This is a genomic window from Bradyrhizobium sp. CB3481, from assembly GCF_029714305.1.
In the GTDB taxonomy this organism is placed as follows: Bacteria; Pseudomonadota; Alphaproteobacteria; order Rhizobiales; family Xanthobacteraceae; genus Bradyrhizobium.
The window spans coordinates 4,510,679-4,527,501 of sequence record NZ_CP121647.1; the positions used below are offsets into that span (position 1 = coordinate 4,510,679).

Here is a 16,823-nt window from a genome sequence, read left to right on the forward strand (position 1 = left end):
AATTATCGAAAGACCGCTCTTACGAGCGGCCTTTCGTCTAATAGATAGGACCCTCACGTCGAGCACGACAGGTATCCCTTCGCGATCGCCGCTTTCACCGGCGTCGTCTTCAGAATGGCGCAGCATTCCTGAGCCCGAGGGGGTTCGCGCTCAGGTTGACGAACACCAACACTTTACTCCTACGCTCTTCGATTTTTAGGAGATGGTATATGGCAAAGAAGGGCGTTCAAGCTGTAAGGGAAAAAGGAAGCAGGCCATCTCCCAAACGGGCCTACTACAAGCAATCGGATTTTCCACTCACGTCTCTCCAACAGGCTCAAAGGATAGCCTCTGCAATCGTAGACAATTTTGCGGCTGACGGTGGATCACCTCCCGATGTTGCTCTTGCGCTTGGAATCAGCCCGACAAGCAGTGCTTGGCCTGCGTTAACAGGTGCAGCAATAGCCTACGGTCTTATTGAAGGAGGCTGGAATGCAAATGCGATGAAGTTGACTAACCTCGGCAAGCGGCTAGTGGCCCCGGAAGCAGAAGGAGAAGATCTGGCCGCACGGCGTGAAGCGATATTGAGACCAAGAGTCCTACGAGACTTCTTCGAAAAGTACCGGCGGGCTAAGTTCCCAAACGATGTGATAGCAAGCAATGTTCTGAAATCGATGAACCTTCCCGCGGACCGTGTTGCGTCAGGGCTAGAGATCATCAAAGACAATGGGCGATACGCGGGGATCATCCGCGAGACGCCGACGGGCCCATTCATAAATCTCGACTCGCCCGGTGTTCCTGCTCCTACTGCCACGCCGGAATTTCCCGGACAAAGTGCACTCGATGCTATCGAGCCCGCCTCACAAGAGACCGCAACTCCTGCTTCGGCAGTTCCTGCTGCCGCTCCGCTCCCAGCATCCGCCACGTTAACGGCCAAGGCCAATCGCGTTTTCATTACCCATGGCAAGCAGAGAGCGATTGTTGTCCAGATCAAAGAGCTGCTCACCTTCGGAAGTTTTGATCCGGTAGTCTCAGTGGAACGGGAAGCGACTGCCATTCCGGTCCCGGAAAAAGTCTTCGAGGACATGCGCTCGTGCAGCGCACGGAGTGATCCATGTCGGCGCGGAAGGAAAGTATCTCGACAAGGACGGCACCGAGCTAACCAAGCTGAATGACAATGTTCTTATAGAGATCGGCGCTGCAATGGCGCTCTACGGTAAAAAGGTGATCTTGTTGGTAGAGCGAGGCGTAACACTGCCGTCCAATCTGCAGGGCCTGTATAGGTGTGACTTTGAAGGCGATAAGCTTGACTATGAATCGACTATGAAACTCCTAAAGACGTTCAGCCAATTTCGTTGATTCTCGTCAACAAGGTAGGCAAGCGTAGCCCGGATGAGCGAAGATGGCCGCCTTCAAATGATCGAGCCAAACACCCATCTCGAAACAAAGTTCGTGTTTCTGGACACCGAGGCATTTGTTCGCGAGAAATTTGATTGGAATTCAAAAGCGCTTGCCCGCTTTCAGGAATTGGCCGCGTCCAACCACATAAAGCTGCTAACGACAATCATCACTAAGACTGAGGTCAGACGCAAGCTACGTGAGCACCTAAGTAACGCAGGTAGCGCCCTCAAAAAGTACGAGGTTCTGCTCGCTCAACTGGACGCGGGGACGACCATTCAAAGAGCACTTACTCCAGAAGCAATCGCGCGCTTGGATAACCTGTTCGACCATTTTCTTCTAAGATCTCAAGCTATCGAGATACCGCTTGACGTTGACGTCACGACCCTCTTTGACGATTACTTTCGCCAAAAGCCACCGTTCAGCGATAAGAAGAAGGCTGAATTTCCCGACGCAGCTGTTGTTCAGTCAATCCGGAAGTGGTGTAACCGCAAATTTTGCAAAGCTTACATTGTCTCGGGTGACCCAGACCTGAAAGCCTGCTCCGACGACGTACTCCTTCACGCTGAGACAATCAGCGAAATCATATCGAAGGCTACAGTCACTCGAAAGATTCACGACGAACTTCTTACATTCGTCAATGAGAATGATTCGTTGAACGACGAATTTCATCGCTCCCTGCGCGGGAAGAAAGTAACAATCCTAAATCCGTATGGTGGGGTATACTATCACGATGTTCAAGCAGAAGGCGCGATCTACGCCACATCGAATCTAGAGATCACTGAACTTAACGTGTTAACGCAGCGTTCCACCAAGTTTACTTGCGAAATCCAGTTCGACGTCCAAATCGATATTGAGCTCGAACTATCATTTGGTAGTGACTTTTTTAGGTCCGGGTACGAGCGAGGACGCACCTACTTTGAGACCGAGTCGATCACAGTCTCACTTACGGCAGAGCTTGGAATCGCCTTCAATTTCTTGAACCCCTTAGATTCTGAAATTGAAGAGCTCCATTTTGATCCAAATATTGAAATTGGAATTAGAGAGCTGGAGATCTATCGTACACTGCGCTAACGCACGGGCCAAACTATTGAGAGTGTAACTAGCAAGCGTAGGGCGGATAGCCAAAGGCGTAATCCCAATTACGGTGACAGTGCACTGAATCTGCCGAAGGCGAAGTGCTGTTTAGTGCACTGTCACCGTAATCCCGGCGTCTTCGGCGTCGTGATCTTCTGCAGCGACTATCGCTGTAGCCGCTCCACTCGCCTGCCGATTGCAGTTTTTTCCCAGGGCGCAGGAACGATCGATTGCCTCAAGAATCGAATCCCCACCTCCGGCAACAAGAGCCCGAAGCCCCAGCCGGTGGAAAACCTGCTAGGTTGGCGGTCCTGGCGCGGTAGCGCCGGGGCCGTTTGAGAATTTGCTGGATCGTGGCATGGCGCTGCACTTTAGCCGCGTTGCTCCCGCGACAGAGGAGCTCGAGATATGGAGCGCGAGCGAGCGCGGCTTCTCGTTTGTAATAAGTAACGAGAGCAGCAGTGGTCCCGGACTTCACGGCCGGCCTGGCTTTGTAGCTTCGTGGCGGTCCGTCCACTTTAACAGCCCGGCCATCAGGATAGCTGGATCACCCTTTCAGACGTTTGGCGAAGCCGAGAAGGCCTGTGAGACCCTACTGGCGCACCTTTTCAGGTAGCTTCGAGGCATCGCCTGCCTCTGCACGCCCGGCCGCCTCCAGTTCAGACGCGAACTCGCACAATCCCGAGGAACGATCCGGGCCTGACGACGTAGGAATCGGGTGGCGTCTATGGACGCCACCGCGGCTCCGGCTCTTTGTGCCGTCTTCTCGACTCCCGGGGCCGGAACCCGCTCCCGTGTGGCCGCGGAATTACGGTGACGCTTAATTCACCTGGCGAAGTTAGTTTTGTGCACTGACGCCGCCAGCTCCGGCATTCTCTACCCCCGTACACCGCGCGCCTTCACCGCCCCCTTCCTCCACAACCGAAACCCGCCCTCGAACGCGTTGGTGTTGAGCCCGACGCGGACCTTGCGCGGGAGCTTGGCGGTCTTGTCGGCGTTGCCGCCGCCGAGCATGATGTAATCCGGCTCCAGTGCGGCGAGCAGGCGCTTGATGACGTCATCGACCGCGCGCTGCCATTTCTTCCGGCCGACGCGCTTCAGCGCGGCGGCGCCGACATATTGCTCAAAAGTCTTGCCGTGCTTGTACGGCAGGTGCGCCAGCTCCATCGGCTCCGGAATGCCGTCCACGATCATCGCGGAGCCGAGACCCGTCCCGAGCCCCAAGAACAGCATGCGGCCGCCCTGGTAGCTGCCGATCGCCTGCATCAGCGCATCGTTGACGACCTTGGTCGGGCGGCGGAACGCCTTTTCGAAATTGAAGCCGCCCCACCCCTGGCCGAGATTGTGCGGCTCCGACAACGGCCGGTTGTTGGCGACAGGTCCGGGATAGCCGATCGCGACGACGTCATAGGACCAGTCCTTCGTCAGCGCCTTGACCTTCCGCACCATCACCTTTGCGGATAGCCCCGGGCCGGACGCAAACGCGCGCCTGACGCGCTCCGTGCTGGTCATGACCTTCACGCGCGAGCCGCCGATGTCGATCACGAGGACCGTCGGCCGCGATTTCCGTTTGGCTGTTTTCGTCGCCATGAATGATCATAACCTCGACCGATACGCGCTCGAAGAAAAAGCGTAGGGCGGATTAGCCGAAGGCGTAATCCGCCATGTTTCGAGATCAAGTGGCGGGTTACGCTTCGGCTAACCCGCCCTACTCGCTTCGCCATGACTGATCATAGCCTCGGCCGATAGTCGCCTGAAGCAGAAAGCGTGGGGCGGATTCCCCTTGCGTTATCGGGGCATGGACCTACGGTGCGCCTCGCCTGGACCAGCCCCAGAGGACAACGATGGACGACGCGATGAACTGCCCGAAATGCAATTCCGAACACGCTTATCAGGATGGCAGCCTGTGGGTTTGCCCGGAATGCGCCCATGAGTGGAGCACTGAAGCCGGCACCGCCGCGGCGGCCGCGCCTGAGGTCGGCGTGCGCGATGCCCACGGCAACGCGCTCGCGGACGGCGACAGTGTCATCGTCATCAAGGATCTCAAGGTGAAGGGGTCGTCATCGGTCGTCAAAGGCGGCACCAAGGTCAGGAACATCCGCCTGTCCGAGGGCGCGGACGGCCACAACATCGCCTGCAAGATCGACGGCATCGGCGCGATGAACCTGAAATCGGAATTCGTGAAGAAGGCGTGAGGGGATAGCCCCTGGCTCACCGGAGATGACGGTGACAGCAAAGCGTAGGGCGGATTAGTCGTACTGCAGCCCCTCATGGTGAGGAGCGCGAAGCGCGTCTCGAACCATGAAGGCCCGTCTCTGGCCTGCATCCTTCGAGACGCCGCTTCGCGGCTCCTCAGGATGAGGGGATTGAGCGCGTATGACGCAGTAAAATTAGCCGACTCGTCCGCCCTAGCTCAACGAGCGAAGGAGGCGTAATCCGCCATTCCAAATGGCGGGTTACGCGGAGTTTATCATCGGGCGCGCATTTCGCGCGACCCGTTGGCTAACCCGCCCTACTCGCTTAAACGTTAGGTAAGGGCGAACAACGCGGCTACCATCCGCGATTCACATGGCGCACTTCGCCGGTTCGCGAGTCGACATAGACCTCCATCCAACGGTTGAGGCGGTCGCGGCCTTCGATCTCCCACTGATTGCCCTGAAACTCGGTGTGGGACACCGTCACGATGCCGAGTCCGGTCGCGACGTCGAGCGCGATCTGCATCGAGATCTGGCCACCGGAATCCTGAGCCATGGCAGGCGTCGCTGCGCCAAGCGCCAAAGCGGTGACGATTGGAATAAAGACATGTCGCATGAAGCACTCCTGTCGAACGCGTTGAGCGGTTACGCCAGCTAGAACGAGTGCAGCGGCAATGTGTTCCGGCATTGGAAATTGCGGAACAGCCGGAAATTTCAGCAGTTGGGGCGATTTGGTGGCAGTTCCCCCACTTAAATCACTCCGCAGCCTTGTTCTCCATTCGACTCCATTTTGTTCGCAAGAAACGAATCGCATCAGCGCAAATCAGCGAGGACCAATTCCTAACAAGTGGTTCGCACCCCGCAGCAAGCGTAGCCCGCATGAGTCAGCGGGTCGTGCGAATGCGTACATCCGGGACCACTCTGGCGGCGCCCGGACATCGCTACATCAGCTGTTCTTGCAGGATCGGTGAACCGAGTTCATCGAAACGGAAAAGCTGAAAGATCCGCTGGCCGTTGAAGTCGAGAATCCTCAAATCATCAGTCTCGTGCAGGTTGCTTTCGACCGCCTGAAAATGCCCGCCGTAGCGCTGCCTGGCGAGCGGCAATGGAACTTCAAACGCGACGAACTTGCCGATCCCTTTGTGCTTGAGCACCTCAAGGAGCCTCTGATCGCGTAAGGACTCGTGCGATGTGAGAATGAGCAGCGGACCGCTCGCCGTGAGCAGCAGAAGCGATTTCATCGGATACTCCTTCGCGATTGGACCGGGCTCACCCGTAATATCCAGGTGCGTAGCCCGTCAGGCCGCCAGCAGCTCATCGAGCAAAAAAGCCCGGCTATAGGCCGGGCTTCTAAGTTTATTAGCGCTTGTCCTGGCCGTGGCCTCCGCCACCGCCCGGTCCGCCACCTCGCGGTGCGGCGTGCGGCGCGCCGCCGCCCTGCGGCATCGCCGGCGCTGCTGCGCGCGGAGCGGCCGGGGCCGGCGTCTGCTGCGCGCGTGCATTCATCGGCGGGCCACCGCCGCCGCGCGCCGCATTGGGCTGCGTCATGTGGGGCGCAGCACGTTCGATCCGCGGCGCAGCCGCTCGCGGTTCATCATGACCGCGGGCCATGACCGGCGGCGTCTGCGTGCGGGTGCGGGCCATCGGGTGCTCGCGCACGGTCGCTCTTGCGTTCTCACGCGCGGTCTCACGCGTCATCCGCGCGTTCTCGCGCGTCATGCGGGACTGCACCGCCGCGCGTTCACGTCCTTCGCGCGCGCTACGCGCGATGTCTTTCTCCCGCGTCACACGTTCCGTCACACCAGCGCGGCTCCGCTCCGTCGCACCGGCGCGCGTCCGTTCCTCGACACGGGCACGCGACCTCTCCTCGACGCCCACAAGCGCCTTCGAACGCGCCCTCGCCTCGGGGAGCGCAGCGTCGCGCGCTGCCGCCGCGCGGCCGATCCGGGCCGCCGAGCGGTCGATCGTCAACCGCGTCGCGAAACGCTCATGCGATTGCCAGTAGCCGCTCCAATGGGCGCGACGTTGATACCAGGGACGTCCCGCATAGTAGCTCGACCAGTACGAGGTCAGCACGAACGGCACGACTGGAACGTCGATCTCATCGACATAGTCGGGCAGATAGACGTAGCGGTTGCGGTAGAGATATTCGAGATATCGCGACGACACCCAGCCACGATCATCCGACCAGCTCACATCGCACCAGGCCTTGCCTCTGAAGCACCCGTGGATGTTGACACGGGCGCCGCCTGGAATGCGGTCGACCGTCGGAAAGCCTTCACCGGGCCCTGCCTTGAGGCTGACCGTGGTGGTGACGATGCCCGGCGCCGCCAGTGCGGCGGCCGGCATCAGCAGCACGGCGGCTGCGATAAACAATGCTCTCAGTTTCATGGCGAGTTCCTCCTCTTGAGTTGGAACGCCGCGGCGAAACAGGTGTTCCCTTAAGGAGTGGTCGCGTTAGCCGAAGGATGCAGGCGTCTCGCAGGCGCGAGACGCTCCGTCCTTGTTTGTCATTCCGCAATGCGCCAACGGGTCGGCGCGCAACTAGTAGCAAGTAGCCCGAATAAATTCGTAGGACGGATTAGCGCAGCGTAATCCGCCATTCCACGAGACGAAGTCGGCGGGTTACGCTGACGCTAACCCGCCCTACTCCCCCCACCACAGCTTCGTTCGCCATCCGACTCCATTTTGTTCGCAAGGAACGAATCGGAGTCAGGAAAATCAAGCGCAGACCAATCCTTAACAAGACGTTCGGCGGCTGACGGGAAAGAGTGGACATTCGCCGTTGCGAGCGGTCGCGAATCCGCCGAGTCTCCGGTGACATGGGGTGATTCGTGCTGGCTGAAACGACCGATCAATATTTGGAGAGCCTCAATCCGGAGCAGCGGCGGGCCGTCGAGCACGGCATCGCGCCGGAGGGAACCGTGGGCGCGCCGCTGCTGGTCATTGCCGGCGCCGGATCCGGCAAGACCAACACGCTCGCCCATCGGGTCGCTCACCTCATCATCAAGGGCGCCGATCCGCGCCGCATGCTGCTGATGACGTTCTCGCGCCGCGCCGCCGCCGAAATGACGCAGCGGGTCGAACGCATCGCCCGCCGCGTGCTCGGCGACAAGGCCGGCATCATGACGGAGGCCTTGAGCTGGGCCGGCACCTTTCACGGCATCGGGGCGCGGCTGCTGCGCGAATATTCTGAGGCGATCGGCTTCGATCCGGCCTTCACCATCCACGATCGCGAGGATTCGGCAGACCTGCTCAATCTGGTGCGCCACGAACTCGGGTTTTCAAAGACCGAGTCGCGCTTTCCCACCAAAGGCACCTGCCTTGCCATCTATTCCCGCTGCGTGAACGCGCAGTTGCCGATCGAGACGGTGCTGGGACAGCATTATCCCTGGTGTTCAGGATGGGCCGACGAGCTCAAGCAGCTGTTCGCCGCCTATGTCGAGGCCAAGCAGAAGCAGAACGTGCTCGACTATGACGACCTCCTGCTCTGGTGGTCGCAAATGGTATCCGAGCCTGCGATCGCGGAAGCGATCGGCGGCCGGTTCGATCATGTGATGGTCGACGAATACCAGGACACCAACCGGCTGCAGGCGGCGATATTACTGGCGCTCAAGCCGGACGGCCGCGGCCTCACCGTGGTCGGCGACGACGCCCAATCGATCTATTCGTTTCGCGCCGCCACCGTCCGCAATATTCTGGATTTCCCCGATCATTTCAGCCCGCGGGCCGAGATCGTCACGCTCGACCGCAACTATCGCTCGACCCAGCCGGTGCTCGCAGCGGCCAATGGCGTGATCGGGCTGGCGCGCGAACGCTTCACCAAAAACCTCTGGACCGAGCGCCATTCGGCCCGGCTGCCGTGTCTCGTCACCGTGCGCGACGAAGCCGACCAGGCGCGCTACATCGTCGAGCAGGTGCTGGCGAACCGCGAACAGGGATCGCGACTCAAGGAGCAGGCGGTGCTGTTCCGGACCTCCTCGCATAGCGGCCCGCTGGAGGTCGAGCTGACACGGCGCAACATTCCCTTCGTCAAGTTCGGCGGCCTGAAGTTTCTCGACGCCGCCCACGTCAAGGACGTGCTGGCGCTGCTCAAATTCGTCGAGAACCCGCGCGACCGCGTCGCCGGATTCCGCGTGTTGCATCTGTTGCCCGGCATCGGCCCGGCCTCGGCGCAGCGGATCCTCGATCAAACCACTGTCACATCAGATCCGGTCTCCGCGCTCGCGGCGCTGCCGACGCCACCGCGCGCTGGCCAGGACTGGACCGCCTTCGTCGAAACGCTTGGTAATCTCCGCTATTCGGAATGGCCTACTGACATCGAACGCATCAGGCTCTGGTACACCCCGCATCTGGAGCGCATCCATGAGGATGCCGAGGTGCGGCTCGCCGACCTCTTGCAGCTCGAGCAGATCGCTTCAGGCTATCCGTCCCGCGAGCGCTTCCTCACCGAGATGACGCTCGATCCACCCGACGCCACCAGCGACCGCTCCGGGCCGCCGCTGCGCGACGAGGACTATCTGATCCTGTCCACCATCCATTCGGCGAAGGGGCAGGAATGGAAATCGGTCTACGCCCTCAACGTCGTCGACGGCTGCATGCCGTCCGATCTCGGCGCCGGCACCACGGCCGAGCTCGAGGAAGAGCGCCGCCTGCTCTATGTCGCGATGACCCGCGCCAAGGACGACCTGCATCTGATCGTGCCGCAGCGCTTCTTCGTGCACGGTCAGCACGCCCGCGGCGACCGTCACGTCTATGCGTCGCGGACGCGTTTCATCCCGGATCATCTGGTAAAACTGTTCGATCGGCAGACATGGCCGGCGGCGGCCCCGGCAGCCCGCGCGACGCCAAATCAGACCATGCAGATCGACATTCGCGAACGCATGCGCGGCATGTGGCGATAGAGCTTGATGTTGTTCGGTTTGCTTGCGACCAGGCGCTCCCTCTCCCCAGTCGGGAAACTGGTCGGCCCAAGAACTCTCGTCATGCCCGGGCTTGTCCCGGGCATGACGATGCGAAAGCTTCAGCGAGGAGATGAACCGAAGGTGAAACCCCAATGAGACGCCTCGTCCAGGCTTCGCTCGGCCTCCTCGCATGGAGTCTTCTTCAAACCTCGCCCGCATCCGCCCAGCTCAAGGGCAACCCCGACAATGTTTGCCGCAACGGATATTTTCCACGCGAGAGCACGAACTACAGGCTGGCGAAGATCAAGGGCGCGGGTGGCGACAGGATGTATTTCCATGGCGATGACAACGAGCGCTGCCCCGACGACCAGGCCTGTCGTCTGAAAACCTATGTCATTCCGGGCGACGAAGTCATTGTTTCCCGGACGCTCGGCAAGTTCGCCTGCAGCTGGTTTCAACCGCGCAAGGGCGAAGGAACGGTCGGCTGGATCGAGACCGACCGGCTGGCGTGGCAGGGCGACATGCGAGCATCGGCGACGCGGGATTGGCTCGGCGAATGGCGCGCCGACGACAATGTCATTCGCATCTCGAAATCGAAAGAGGCCGGCATGCTCGCCATCAAGGGCGAGGCCACATGGGGCTCGGGCAGCCGCACCCATACCGGCGAGCTCGATTACGACGCAAAACCTTCTGCCAATGAAATGAAGTTCGGCGACGGGACCGACGAGCTCGACTGCCAGGTCACGATGTACCTCGTCGGCAAGCTGCTCGTTGTCGGCGACAACCTCCATTGCGGCGGCGCCAACGTGTCGTTTTCGGGGGTCTATCAGAGAGGATCGAAGCGATAATGCAGCGAGCGTAGGGCTATTTCATATGCGGCCGGTCTTGTAGGGGGCTGGCGTGTCCACAAACTCGTCATGCCCGGGCTTGTCCCGCCTGCGGGGTCGAAGCCCCTTCGGCGAGGCGAAGGTCCGGGCATCCACGTCTTAGTTTCCGCCCGAAGACGTGGATGGCCGGAACAAGCCCGGCCATGACGATGTCGAGCAAGCATAGGGCGGATAAGTTCTACTGCGTCAGAACTGCTTCAAGTCCTCATCCTGAGGAGCCGCGCAGCGGCGTCTCGAAGGATGCAGGCCACAGACGGGCCTTCATGGTTCGAGACGCGCTTCGCGCTCCTCACCATGAGGGTCTTTTGACGCAGTAGGATTAGTTAGCCCAACGGGTCCGCGCGAATGCGCGGCCCGCTGACAGGCTCCGGCGCAATCCGCCGTTCTGCGCGACCAAGTCGGCGGGATACGCTTCGCTGGCCCGCCCCATTGCGCCCTCGCCACCCCATTTTAAATCCTCATTGAACATTGTTCATTTTTGGGATACCAATGCTTGAGCGATGCTCAAGAATGGAGAATCCGACCATGCAGCCCGCCCCCGGTATGGACGTCTCGATCGGACAGGCCCACCCCATGTCCCCATGGATCAGGCACACGCCGACGATCATCACCATCAGCATGATCGCGATCCTGGCGCTGCACGGGCGCATTGCGCAGCCGGCGCACTATCACGACTTCGCCGACCAGTCGGCCGCCTTCGGCATCCCCCACGCAGCCGATGTGTTTTCCAACGTTGGCTTCGCGCTGGTCGCGATCTGGGGCTGGCTGACATTGCGGCCAAGGCGCGGCAGCGAGCCATTGCGCGCGGGATGGCCCGGCTACAGGCTGTTCCTGATCGGACTGTTGCTCACCGCGTTCGGCTCCGCGTTCTATCATCTCGCCCCCGACAATTCCCGGCTGATCTGGGACAGGCTGCCGATCGCGCTGGTTTGCGCCGGCCTGCTCGCCGGCGTCCGCGGCGACATCTAGGGAGAATCGAACAGCGCAATCGACGTGATCGTTCTCGCCCTCTACGCCGTCGCCAGCGTCGCGTGGTGGGCCATGACCGACAGAAACGGCGCCGGTGACCTGCGGCCGTATCTCCTGCTGCAAGGGCTCGCGCTCATCCTCATCCCGCTATGGCATGCGATTTATCGCTGCCCGCGCACCGATCGCATCGCCTTCGCCGCCGCGATGGGGCTGTACATCCTGGCCAAGGCGGCGGAGGTGCTCGACCACGAGATCGCAGCCGCGCTCGGCTTCGTCACCGGACACACCTTAAAACATCTGATCGCGACGGCAGCCACCGCCGCCGTCGTCTGGGGATTGAGCCGGCGATTTTCCAGTTATGCTAGCCCGGCCGTGACGACAGCGTAAGAATCCTCCTCACTTCGTCAGTCCGAGCGACTTCAGCGCCTGGCCATTTTCCTCGTTGTCCGTCTTCATGAACTCGCCGAACTTCGCAGAGTCCAGATAGATCATGTCGAAGCCGCGCCTCGTCATGAACTCCTTGAACTCCGCGCTGTCCCAGGCCTTCTTGATCGCGGCCTCGTACTGCGCGGCGATCTCCGGCGGCAGGCCATTGGGCGCCGCAAAGCCGCGCCACACGCCCTTGTGCACCTTGTGGCCCGTCGCCTCCTCGGTGGTCGGCACGTCGGGAAAATTCGGCGCGCGCTTCGGCGAGAAGAACACCAGGCTGCGGATACGCCCTGCCTTGATCAGCGCCTCGGCTTCCGGCATCGAGCAGGCGACGAAATCGACGCCGCCGGCCGCCAGATCGGTCAGCGCGGTCGCAGCGCCCGTGGACGGCACCCAGCGGATCGAGCCGGGCGACACGCCGTCCGCCTGCATCAAGCCTGCGAGCGCGACATGCCAGCTGCCGCCCTGCCCGGTCCCTGAGGCCACCACCTTGTTCGGGTTCGCCTTAATATGCGCGAACAGCTCCTTGACGTTCTTGTAGGGCGCGTCCGCCTTCACATGGATCGCGGCGGGATCCTGGTTGACCAGCGCGATCGGCGTGAATTTTTCGAAGGTGAGATCGGTCAGTCCCGCCCAGTGCATCAAATTGATCTCGAGCGTGATGAGACCGAACGTGTAGCCGTCAGGCGCGGCTGATGCGATCGCCTGGTGCCCGACCACGCCCGAGCCGCCGGTGCGGTTCACCACGTTCACCGGCTGCCTGAAATCGCGCTCCAGCAGGCTCGCGATCTGCCGCGCCACCGCGTCGGTGCCACCGCCGGCCGCCCACGGCACGATCAGCGTGATCGGCCGCTCCGGAAAGGCGGCATGGGCGTTTCCGGCACCGAAGAGGCTTGCGGCCGCAAGCGCGATAAGCATGAAATTTGTGGCATGGCGAAGTACTTGGCGAAACATTCGCAAATCCTCCCCTTTGTTTTTATGCGCCGGGTGAGACACCGCGGGCGTGCGCTTATGCGCTGTCAGCCATTCCGGCGGCGGCGCGCTGACATGTCAAGGGGAGGCACCGCAGAAGCGTAGGGCGGATTAGCGCAGCGTAATCCGCCGCTCCAGAAAGACGGCGGGTTACGCTTCGCTAACCCGCCCTACTCCTCGTCACGCCATCAGCCGATCGTGCGCGCCAGCACGTTGAGCCAGTTCGCCGACCCCAGCTTGGCGAGCAGCGCCTCGGAATAGCCGCTCTGCCGGAGCGTCTCCGTCAGCACCGGCAGCCCGGCCGCCGAGCCGATTTTCGCCGGCACCGTGGCGCCGTCGAAATCCGATCCGAATCCGACATGGTCCTCGCCGAGCTTCTCGATGAGATAGTCGAGCTGGCGCACCATCAAATCCACCTCGGTATCCGCGGTCATGTTGCCGTCGGGACGAAGGAAGCAGGTGGCGAAGTTGAGACCGACCATGCCGCCGCTGTCGCGGATCGCGGCCAGTTGCCGGTCGGTCAGGTTTCTCGGCGAGGAGCACAAAGCATGCGCGTTGGAATGCGTCGCGACCAGCGGCGCGTTCGAGAGGCGCGCGACATCCCAAAAGCCCTTTTCGGTGATGTGCGAGAGATCGATCAGGATCTTCATTTCATTGCAGGCACGAACGAGCTTTTCGCCCACAGGAGTCAGCCCGTCGCCGAGATCGGGCCCGGCGGGAAACTGGAAGGGCACGCCGTGGCCGAAGATGTTGTTGCGGCTCCACACCGGCCCGAGCGAGCGCAGCCCTGCCGCATAGAGCAGCTCCAGAAAATGCAAATCGCCATCGATCGCTTCGCAGCCTTCGAGATGCAGCACCACCGCGAGGCTGGCGCGCCCGATCGCCGCATCGATTTCGGCGGCGGTCCTGCAAAGTGTCACGGCGCCCTGCGACTGGCGCAGCACCTTCATCAGGATCGCCAGCTCGCCGAGCACCGGCCTTCGTGCATCCTCCATCGGCAGTGGATCAGGCAGCGGCACTGCGTAACGTCCGCCGGTCATCTGCTTGCTGAGCGCCGCAAAGTTGCCCGGCGAGGGCGAATACATCGCGAACAGCCCGCCCACGAAACATCCGGCCTGCGCCTTTTTCAGGTCGATATGGCCGGCGTCTTCGCCGCGCAGGAAATCCGACACCACGTCAGGGGAAGTCGATTTGTAGAGGCGCAGCAGCACATCATTGTGCCCGTCGAAGACAGCGATATTGGTCGTCATGGCGTACTGGCACCCCAAAAGCGATGTGCCGAACGATAACGACTTGTCTTTGCCAGAACCAGCCCATCGACGTCAGCCGCGACCCGCTTTCCCCTCCGCTCGCTACTTTGCATGGGGTTGTTTTCGCGATTTTTGGTCCGGGGAGGTGTGGCAGCCGGCACACGCCCGCTCTTAAACGCGTCGCCGCCTGAAAAATGGCCGCGCTGTTCACAGACTTGCCGCAAATGCGTGTGGAGCTTCGATCGGGGACAATTAACCGAGTATCAATCCATGCGTTTGTCAGCTTTATCGACCGCCGCCGCGCGCGCCGGCGTGCTTTGTTGTGCCTTGTTTATGGTGATCAGCGCTGCGGCGCTCGCGCAGGAAAAGCCTGCGGCTATAGCGGAAGAGAAGCCGCCTGCGGCCGATGCCACCGAACCAAAACCGGCGAGCGCCGAGGAGAAGCCCGTCATCGCGCAGGACAAGCCCGTAGCCGCCGAGGAGAAATCGGCCGCCATGGACGACAAGCCGGTCGTCGTCGAACAGAAGCCGGCGCCGGCGGAGGAGAAGCCGGCCGTCGCGCAGGACAAGCCCGCCGCCCCGGACGACAAGCCTGCCGTCGTCGAACAGAAGCCCGCCGCTGCGGAAGAAAAGCCGGTCGTCGCGCAGGACAAGCCTGCCGCCGCCCAGGAGAAGGCCGCCGCCGCGGACGACAAAACCGGCGCCATCGAGCAGAAGCCGGCCGTGGCGGCCGCCAAGCCTGCGGCTATCGCGCGGACGCCGGCGCCTGCCGGGCAAGAACCGGCCGACGGGCGCACAACGCCTGCCTTGCAGCAGAAGGCTGTCGCCAAGCCATCCGCCAAGCCATCCGCCAAGCCAGCAAAACTCGCCAGCCGCAGCGTAGGGACAGAGCACAGTAAACCGGTGCAACCGGCAAAGAAACCGGACACGGCCGCCCGCGCGCCGCGCGAGCGGACGCTGGTCATGCTCTGCACCCGCTTCCGCACCTATAGTCCGACGAGCGGGACTTATCGCGGCTATGACGGCCAGACGCACGCCTGCCGATAGGCGAAAAGCGGGCGCGCCGTCGCGCGCCCTGTCTGGTGCGGTTACTGGGCGCCGCCCTCCGGCTTGATCCCGGCCGCCTTCATGATCGGCAGCAGCCGCCCCTCCTCGCTGTCGCGATAGGCCGACACCTCCTGCGGGGTGGTCGGCCAGGTGGTGGCGCCGAGATCGCCGTAGCGCTGTTGCACCCAGGGGTCGTTCAGCGCCTTGACCGTGAGCGCATTGATTTGCGCGACGAGATCGCCCGGCATGTTGGCGGGGCCAACCAACGCGGCCCATGAGGTCATCTCGTAGCCGGGCAGGAGCTCTGCGAACGCAGGAACGTCGGGAAGCTCCTTGATCCGCTGCTTTGCGGTGACCGCGACGGGGCGGATCGTGCCTGCGCGCACGCTCGGCAGCGATCCCGGAAGATTGTCGAACAGCAGATCGATATTACCGGCAAGCAAATCGTTTAGCGCCGGCGCGGCGCCGCGATAGGGCACGTGGCGGACCTCGACGCCGGCCATGCTGTTCATCATCTCGCCGGAAAGATGCAGCGTGGTGCCGAAGCCGGCGGAAGCGTAGGTGTATTTGCCCGGCGCCTTCTTGAATGCGGCGAGCAATTCCTTCAGATCCGAAGAGAACAGGTCCTTCTTCGCGGTCAGGATATTCGGCAATTGCCACATGCCGCCAATGAAGGTGAAATCGTTGCGCGGATGGTACGGCAGCTTGGCGTAAGAGCCGATCGCGAGCACGTTGGAGGCGATGCCGCCGAGCCCGACCGTGTAGCCGTCCGCCGGCGCTTTTGCGATTGAGTCAGCGCCGAGCACGCCGCCGGCGCCGGCCTTGTTCTCGACCACGAAGGATTGCCCGGACAGTTCGCTCAGCTTCTGGCACAGCACGCGCGAGAGCGTGTCGGTGGCGCCGCCGGCCGGAAAGCCGTTGACATATTTGACTGCGCGCATCGGCCACGCCTCGCCTGCGCGGCCAACGCGAGGCGCCAGAAACGGCGCGGCCACAAGAGAGCTGATGGTCGCGAGCGCGCGACGTCGGTCCACTGACAGCGGCATCGGTGTCCTCCCCTTGCACGCCGTGCGCCGCATTTGCAGCTTCTGCTGCTGTTTGTTTTTCCTTGGCTTCCGAATCCTCCCGTGGAGGACCGGAAGTGGGGCGCGTTCGGCCTGCCGTCAGCTTATGAGGTGCGGGCGAAGCTGCAAAGCCCGCCCATCGCGACAAAAAAGCCCGCGAGGAAATCGCGGGCTTTCTGCTGCACGGAAAATACTCGCATGCGGGCGCGAGCTTGCGACCCTCACCGCGTCGCGCGGCCGACGGTCTCGCTGCCGCCCTGCGCGGTCTTGATCTTGGCCCGCGGCGTCAGCACGCTGAGCTGAACCGGCGTGGCCGAGGCCGCGACCGGCGATGCTTCCTGGACGTTTTCGGCGCCCAGCACCTGAACCTGCACGGCCGAAACCGGCAAGCCCGCCTTCTCAAAGCTCGGCAATTCGGCAGCAAGCGCGCCGCCGGCAACCGGCAGCACGAGCATGGCGGCGGCGATGGACAGGGAAATCTTGTTCACGTCAGTTCTCCTTAAAAGCTTGGAATCCAGAGTTAAAGTGTGATTTGCTGCGTTGCAATAGCTCAATATTGCGTTGCATAAATATGTGATGGCGGAATGCAGAACCGCGCGTTGGTCGCGCGAACAGACGTGAAGGTTCGCGGAATTTCGATACAGCAACGTAT

General features: G+C 61.8%; 16 protein-coding genes. 8 read left to right on the forward strand and 8 right to left on the reverse strand.

Going from position 1 to position 16,823, the window contains the following annotated elements; genetic code table 11:
- Positions 1–209 precede the first annotated feature (209 nt).
- Together QA643_RS21875 and QA643_RS21880 are read left to right on the forward strand one after the other, a co-directional pair.
- A complete protein-coding gene (locus tag QA643_RS21875; RefSeq protein ID WP_283027974.1) occupies positions 210–1,154 on the forward strand; it encodes a hypothetical protein in 945 nt (314 codons plus the stop codon).
- A gap of 217 nt (positions 1,155–1,371) precedes the next feature.
- The gene (locus tag QA643_RS21880; RefSeq protein ID WP_283027975.1) at positions 1,372–2,451 is read left to right on the forward strand and encodes a PIN domain-containing protein; all 1,080 of its coding nucleotides are present in this window, start codon (positions 1,372–1,374) and stop codon (positions 2,449–2,451) included.
- Positions 2,452–3,330: 879 nt separating this feature from the next.
- Here QA643_RS21880 and QA643_RS21890 read toward each other — a convergent pair.
- Entirely contained in the window at positions 3,331–4,044 is a 714-nt protein-coding gene (locus tag QA643_RS21890; RefSeq protein WP_283027977.1) for an ROK family protein, read from the reverse strand.
- A 254-nt stretch (positions 4,045–4,298) separates the two neighbouring features.
- On the opposite strand from QA643_RS21890, the gene QA643_RS21895 reads away from it, so the two are divergent.
- The gene (locus tag QA643_RS21895; RefSeq protein ID WP_283027978.1) at positions 4,299–4,649 is read left to right on the forward strand and encodes a zinc ribbon domain-containing protein YjdM; all 351 of its coding nucleotides are present in this window, start codon (positions 4,299–4,301) and stop codon (positions 4,647–4,649) included.
- A 355-nt stretch (positions 4,650–5,004) separates the two neighbouring features.
- Here QA643_RS21895 and QA643_RS21900 read toward each other — a convergent pair whose 3' ends face one another.
- The 3 genes from QA643_RS21900 to QA643_RS21910 form a co-directional block, all read right to left on the reverse strand.
- Positions 5,005–5,265: a PepSY domain-containing protein gene (locus QA643_RS21900; RefSeq protein ID WP_283027979.1), complete on the reverse strand. Its 261-nt coding sequence runs from the start codon at positions 5,263–5,265 to the stop codon at positions 5,005–5,007.
- Between the two features lie 325 nt (positions 5,266–5,590).
- Positions 5,591–5,890, reverse strand: a complete 300-nt coding sequence (locus tag QA643_RS21905; protein ID WP_283027980.1) for a cytosolic protein — start codon at positions 5,888–5,890, stop codon at positions 5,591–5,593.
- Positions 5,891–6,008: 118 nt separating this feature from the next.
- Positions 6,009–7,040, reverse strand: coding sequence for an SH3 domain-containing protein (locus QA643_RS21910; protein WP_283027981.1), 1,032 nt, complete (start codon positions 7,038–7,040; stop codon positions 6,009–6,011).
- A gap of 443 nt (positions 7,041–7,483) precedes the next feature.
- Between QA643_RS21910 and QA643_RS21915 the strand changes: the two genes are divergently transcribed.
- From QA643_RS21915 to QA643_RS21930, 4 genes are all read left to right on the forward strand, one after another.
- Positions 7,484–9,553, forward strand: coding sequence for an ATP-dependent helicase (locus tag QA643_RS21915; protein WP_283027982.1), 2,070 nt, complete (start codon positions 7,484–7,486; stop codon positions 9,551–9,553).
- Between the two features lie 152 nt (positions 9,554–9,705).
- Complete coding sequence (locus tag QA643_RS21920) at positions 9,706–10,401, forward strand: hypothetical protein (RefSeq protein ID WP_283027983.1); 696 nt, start codon at positions 9,706–9,708, stop codon at positions 10,399–10,401.
- Between the two features lie 564 nt (positions 10,402–10,965).
- The gene (locus QA643_RS21925) at positions 10,966–11,409 is read left to right on the forward strand and encodes a hypothetical protein (protein WP_283027984.1); all 444 of its coding nucleotides are present in this window, start codon (positions 10,966–10,968) and stop codon (positions 11,407–11,409) included.
- Positions 11,410–11,433: 24 nt separating this feature from the next.
- Positions 11,434–11,796, forward strand: a complete 363-nt coding sequence (locus tag QA643_RS21930; protein ID WP_283027985.1) for a hypothetical protein — start codon at positions 11,434–11,436, stop codon at positions 11,794–11,796.
- Between the two features lie 9 nt (positions 11,797–11,805).
- On the opposite strand, the gene QA643_RS21935 is transcribed toward QA643_RS21930, so the two are convergent.
- Both QA643_RS21935 and QA643_RS21940 read right to left on the reverse strand, forming a co-directional pair.
- Positions 11,806–12,792, reverse strand: coding sequence for a tripartite tricarboxylate transporter substrate binding protein (locus QA643_RS21935; protein ID WP_283027986.1), 987 nt, complete (start codon positions 12,790–12,792; stop codon positions 11,806–11,808).
- Between the two features lie 206 nt (positions 12,793–12,998).
- Positions 12,999–14,060, reverse strand: coding sequence for a dipeptidase (locus QA643_RS21940; protein WP_283027987.1), 1,062 nt, complete (start codon positions 14,058–14,060; stop codon positions 12,999–13,001).
- 270 nt (positions 14,061–14,330) lie between these two features.
- Here QA643_RS21940 and QA643_RS21945 point away from each other — a divergent pair, with 270 nt between their 5' ends.
- Positions 14,331–15,107 (forward strand): BA14K family protein, encoded by a 777-nt coding sequence (locus QA643_RS21945; protein WP_283027988.1) that lies wholly within the window; start codon positions 14,331–14,333, stop codon positions 15,105–15,107.
- 41 nt (positions 15,108–15,148) lie between these two features.
- Here QA643_RS21945 and QA643_RS21950 read toward each other — a convergent pair whose 3' ends face one another.
- Positions 15,149–16,153 carry a tripartite tricarboxylate transporter substrate-binding protein gene (locus tag QA643_RS21950; protein WP_283027989.1) on the reverse strand — a complete coding sequence of 335 codons (1,005 nt, stop codon included), beginning with the start codon at positions 16,151–16,153 and terminating at the stop codon, positions 15,149–15,151.
- 239 nt (positions 16,154–16,392) lie between these two features.
- Positions 16,393–16,659: a hypothetical protein gene (locus QA643_RS21955; RefSeq protein ID WP_283027990.1), complete on the reverse strand. Its 267-nt coding sequence runs from the start codon at positions 16,657–16,659 to the stop codon at positions 16,393–16,395.
- Between the last annotated feature and the right edge of the window lie 164 nt (positions 16,660–16,823).

What these genes read in the sequence shown, in the direction of transcription:
- QA643_RS21890 (WP_283027977.1), bottom strand. Translation starts at nt 4,044, where the DNA reads ATGGCGACGAAAACAGCCAAACGGAAATCGCGGCCGACGGTCCTCGTG.
- QA643_RS21910 (WP_283027981.1), bottom strand. Translation starts at nt 7,040, where the DNA reads ATGAAACTGAGAGCATTGTTTATCGCAGCCGCCGTGCTGCTGATGCCG.
- QA643_RS21895 (WP_283027978.1), top strand. Translation starts at nt 4,299, where the DNA reads ATGGACGACGCGATGAACTGCCCGAAATGCAATTCCGAACACGCTTAT.
- QA643_RS21880 (WP_283027975.1), top strand. Translation starts at nt 1,372, where the DNA reads ATGAGCGAAGATGGCCGCCTTCAAATGATCGAGCCAAACACCCATCTC.
- QA643_RS21950 (WP_283027989.1), bottom strand. Translation starts at nt 16,153, where the DNA reads ATGCCGCTGTCAGTGGACCGACGTCGCGCGCTCGCGACCATCAGCTCT.
- QA643_RS21945 (WP_283027988.1), top strand. Translation starts at nt 14,331, where the DNA reads ATGCGTTTGTCAGCTTTATCGACCGCCGCCGCGCGCGCCGGCGTGCTT.
- QA643_RS21940 (WP_283027987.1), bottom strand. Translation starts at nt 14,060, where the DNA reads ATGACGACCAATATCGCTGTCTTCGACGGGCACAATGATGTGCTGCTG.
- QA643_RS21935 (WP_283027986.1), bottom strand. Translation starts at nt 12,792, where the DNA reads ATGTTTCGCCAAGTACTTCGCCATGCCACAAATTTCATGCTTATCGCG.
- QA643_RS21900 (WP_283027979.1), bottom strand. Translation starts at nt 5,265, where the DNA reads ATGCGACATGTCTTTATTCCAATCGTCACCGCTTTGGCGCTTGGCGCA.
- QA643_RS21925 (WP_283027984.1), top strand. Translation starts at nt 10,966, where the DNA reads ATGCAGCCCGCCCCCGGTATGGACGTCTCGATCGGACAGGCCCACCCC.
- QA643_RS21905 (WP_283027980.1), bottom strand. Translation starts at nt 5,890, where the DNA reads ATGAAATCGCTTCTGCTGCTCACGGCGAGCGGTCCGCTGCTCATTCTC.
- QA643_RS21920 (WP_283027983.1), top strand. Translation starts at nt 9,706, where the DNA reads ATGAGACGCCTCGTCCAGGCTTCGCTCGGCCTCCTCGCATGGAGTCTT.
- QA643_RS21875 (WP_283027974.1), top strand. Translation starts at nt 210, where the DNA reads ATGGCAAAGAAGGGCGTTCAAGCTGTAAGGGAAAAAGGAAGCAGGCCA.